At 39.4% G+C, this 3996-nt stretch carries 4 protein-coding genes; 1 reads left to right on the top strand and 3 read right to left on the bottom strand.

Annotation, left to right across the window (positions count from 1 at the left end):
- The coding region (locus tag HP566_RS18160; RefSeq protein WP_249978728.1) for a hypothetical protein at positions 1 to 245 on the top strand (245 nt) is incomplete at its 5' end.
- Here HP566_RS18160 and HP566_RS18155 read toward each other — a convergent pair.
- The 3 genes from HP566_RS18155 to HP566_RS18145 form a co-directional block, all read right to left on the bottom strand.
- Complete coding sequence (locus HP566_RS18155) at positions 214 to 1770, bottom strand: DNA polymerase (RefSeq protein WP_249978727.1); 1557 nt, start codon at positions 1768 to 1770, stop codon at positions 214 to 216. The genes HP566_RS18160 and HP566_RS18155 overlap by 32 nt on opposite strands.
- Positions 1763 to 3415 (bottom strand): RNA-directed DNA polymerase, encoded by a 1653-nt coding sequence (locus tag HP566_RS18150; protein WP_249978726.1) that lies wholly within the window; start codon positions 3413 to 3415, stop codon positions 1763 to 1765. The genes HP566_RS18155 and HP566_RS18150 overlap by 8 nt, the downstream gene beginning before the upstream one ends.
- Before the next feature lie 129 nt (positions 3416 to 3544).
- On the bottom strand, positions 3545 to 3835 hold the full coding sequence (locus HP566_RS18145; protein WP_249978725.1) for a hypothetical protein: 291 nt from the start codon (positions 3833 to 3835) through the stop codon (positions 3545 to 3547).
- Positions 3836 to 3996: the final 161 nt, after the last annotated feature.

Below are 3996 nucleotides of genomic sequence, written 5' to 3'. Positions count from 1 at the left end.
TTGATCATCACCATGGCGTTCTGATCGTAGTTATAAGCCTTGAAGCGCGGCATGCTGACCACTCCTCGTCTGTTTTCTCGATCCTACCAAAACTTAGCCGTCAGCGGGGTTTTTCTACAGGCTCAACGCCGCGCTCTGCGGCAAATATGGAGCGCAGCGGAAAATTTGTCCGGCAGCAGCGCCTTGTTATATCGTCTCTCGACTTGCATGTGCTTAATTACTTATCTTATAAAATGGTTCAATAGACGCCTTGCCGACTACCTTTCCGGACAGCTCCCTAGTCATTACATCTTCAAAGATTTTAACCACTGAATGAGGTTCTACTTGGTTTGTATGCTGAAATAAAGCAGCATCATGCATTGGTATTAGTATTTGAACTCCTTCAAGCTCAGAAAGTTCTAACAGCGCTCTCTTAAAAATATATGTGGCAGTACCTTGAATAACATGATTGACGGAGATCCTTTTCTCCTTGTCAGTTAACTCAGAATCTGAGTATCTATTTAAATAATTAGCGGCGATAGTCGAAACCCTGCCATTTTTCAAGAACTCATTATTTACCGATTCTTTCCAAGCCTCAAACACAGAAAAACCAGAAAAATACTCGCGAGCATTTTTTTGATTCCCTCCCAACCCGTTAACAGCGCTGGCAATGTTTTCGAGGGACATTCCATACACATAAGAAAGAAACAATATTTTAGCCGTTTTCCTCATTCCTTCATCATTAAATACGCGAACAGAAAAATCGTTATAGGCGTCTCCATTTTCATATATATACTTCATTTTTGGATCAGATGAAATAGCTGCTATAATGCCAACTTCAAACTGGTCATAATCCACGTAACAAAGAGACATCCCTTCATCAGGGATAAAAATGTTCCGATATTTTTTGGATATGTTCTGAAGGTTTGGCGACTTATGGTATATTCTTGATGTTGAAGTCCAGTGAGATTCAACTATCGGTCTCAGTCGATTAGAACCAGACGAAATTGAATTAAATATCCTATATGTTTTATTCGTCTTCCGAAGGCTTCGTAGGTCATCGGAGTAGCCATCATGCGAAGGCAAAAAATCAAGCAAAAACTCAAGGCTATAGTCCTGAACGTTATATCCTAGCTTGAACAATTTCTCCCTGACATCCCCTTCGCTGGGAATTTCGTAAAGCACTTTATGCTTATCAGCGAACAACTTAAGCTGCCGATAGAAATCCAATTTAAGATTGTCTTTGTGTTCTCTAACAACACTATTGTCTACTCGAATACCTCTGCAAGCTGAAAACGTTAGCTTGTTAAAAACAGGCAGCTCCAAACTATAAAATCTTTCCATTTCTCCTGAATTTAACGCCAAGATTGATAATTTTTCGAAGTATTCAGCAAGCTTGTGAGAAAAAAGCATGTATACGTCATAAACCAACTCTTTGCGCCGATAATACATATCCATATAACTATCAAAGTCATCACCAACCTGAAATAGTGGTTTAATAGTTTTGGATACATCCCACGGCTGAACATCTCCGTCTACCGATTTAACTCCAATCGCTATCTTTGACAGTAGAACAACATCTATAACTTTTGAGGGCAAGCTATTATGCTTTTTAAATAACGAGCTCGAAATCAACCAGAAATCATGAGTCACAACGAAACAATTAAGTGCAACAACATTTTCTGAAGAAACTTCGGTGAAAGCTTCACCATCATATATAAAATATCGATCCCTGCCACTTTCAGAAAAATCTTTCTGGTACGTGAAATATACAGTCCTTCCCTTACTCATACGGAGATATCTCATCATATATTTCATCGATAAGTGTCGTATTGAAATCCCTTAAATACACCGTATCTCCTTGAAAACTTTTATTCCCCTGCAGTCTAGTCACAGTCCCCCGCAGACGATATCCGACCTTACCGAACATGGGCTTCAGTTTTTCCTTTGGTGTATTCTGAAGCGCAATTAAAAAGTATCTCTGGTGCTGATAAGGCCAAGTTTCCTTAAAATCCTCAATGAATTCTTCAACTGCACTTTCAAGCCCGATAGATGCAAGGTATATAAAACACGCAGGGACCTCGGGGCAATGAACATCTTGTCTAATTAGAGCTTTACAGTATTCCACTAGGTCAGCAGCTTTGAATTTCTTATATGCCAGAAGTAAAATAAGGTGATAATTTTGCCAACCATGTATGGCGATATCTTTATTCATTATGAAATCTGCAATTGATTGATTTTGAGCATTAGATAAATCCAAATCCATCAACAACTTACAAAACTGATCAGTAGACACTGGCTGCCTATCAAATTCTCGAATGAGGGTATCTGCAATCTCACTGGCCAAAATTGATTTAGAGTCAAAAAGGTTTGAATAAATCAATGTTTTAAATCGATTTATGCAGTAACGAAAAGGGCGACTCTGTGTTTCTCCCTCATCTAATTGTTTCTGTAGAAACTCAAATAACACCGGTATCGACCGAGCGATCACTTTCCTACTCTTAGACCTCCACATGGTATCTATAAGAGTCATAGTGTCATCTGAACTTGGAAAGAACTCTTGGATATTTTCACTATTCTTATCAAGAATTACAGTTTTCTTTGAGTTTATATTTAGACCAAGCTTTCTTAATTCAAAAATTAGATCATTAAGCGCTCTTTTAGCTTGATGTTCGTCAGAGCATATGATTCTAATATCATCGACATAGCGAAAGTAATCATACCCCTTTGCAACCATACTTTTATCAACCGCATCAAGTACCACATTCGCAATAAATGAAGATGCATCGCGATTTTGTGGTAAACCATGCCTCTCACTGTAACACCACTTTTCAAGCAATACCCTCAACGTGTTTACTGCGCTTCGTATTTTGTTTTTATCTGACCCACTTGCTTGAATTTCGGATATCATTTCAACAAAAGCATTCTCAATAGCATCTATTGATATTTGCTCAAAATAATTGAGAAGATCAGTTACCAAAAGGGTTTTATCATCGACTAACGCAAGATGGCTAATGTTCTCGAACGAATTCCACAGTTCAATTCGATGCTTAAAAAGATACTTCTCTTTACCATACTTGTTGTATCGATGACTAAATACACGATTTGATAAAAGCGGATCGAAATATGGAATTAGGTAGCTACAAATCGCTTGGTATAGGAACCTGTCATAAAAGTCCAATTCCAATGTATACCGTAGCCCTAGCGCTCTCTTGGGAACATCATATATAGCCTTATGGCCAGACTTATATTCACCATGATTTATCTCAAGATTTTGTGAAAGAATCTCGTGAAGGTTCTTGCCATTTGATAGAAGATCTTCATACCGCACAGCATCATAGAACCAATCATCCCTCATATCTTGACGGAGATGCTTTAGTGCGGCCCCAATGTTGATTGGAAACGCTAGAATATTTTCATCCAGGTCACGTGTCACAAAATACCTATAATCTTTTGTAGCTAAAACATCGAAAATGCCAAAGAACTCATTGCGATATAACGCCGCCAACAGCGGCCGAGCGTAGCGAGGTCCAGCGCACGAAGTGCGCGATGCTGATTGGCTTTGTTAGCGCTTTTGCAAATGGCTCTGAAATACATGGTTGTGTTTTCCCAAATCATGCAGTGCAGCTAAATTAGCTATAGCATCCAGATTGCTACTCTCCCCCGCCGTAGACCAATAGCGCATGAAGTGATCACTACTACTTCCTGCAAATTGAAGTGGCGACTCAAACTCGAGAGATAGTTCCTTGTACTTGAACCGGACTAGACGCCCGAACAAAACCTCAATTGGCTTGCGAAATATAACCGACATAAACGCAATCAACAAAGGCCAGATAATTTCAGATACCCAATCCATTTACATCACCTTATTCAAATCAAGAGCCAGAGTGCTAACGCCGCAAACACCGGTGACAAAAGTGGAGCGCAGCGTAGCTTTTGACATCCGCGTGCTTTGCCTGGTTATGCATTTTGATAACGCGCTTGGACTTCAGATAAAAAACTGTACGCCATTGAAAA

Origin of the sequence: Vreelandella olivaria, assembly GCF_023507745.1 — a bacterium.
GTDB lineage: Bacteria > Pseudomonadota > Gammaproteobacteria > Pseudomonadales > Halomonadaceae > Vreelandella > Vreelandella olivaria_A.
This window is presented reverse-complemented; position numbering and strand designations above follow the sequence as displayed.

What these genes read in the sequence shown, in the direction of transcription:
- HP566_RS18155 (WP_249978727.1), bottom strand. Translation starts at nt 1,770, where the DNA reads ATGAGTAAGGGAAGGACTGTATATTTCACGTACCAGAAAGATTTTTCT.
- HP566_RS18145 (WP_249978725.1), bottom strand. Translation starts at nt 3,835, where the DNA reads ATGGATTGGGTATCTGAAATTATCTGGCCTTTGTTGATTGCGTTTATG.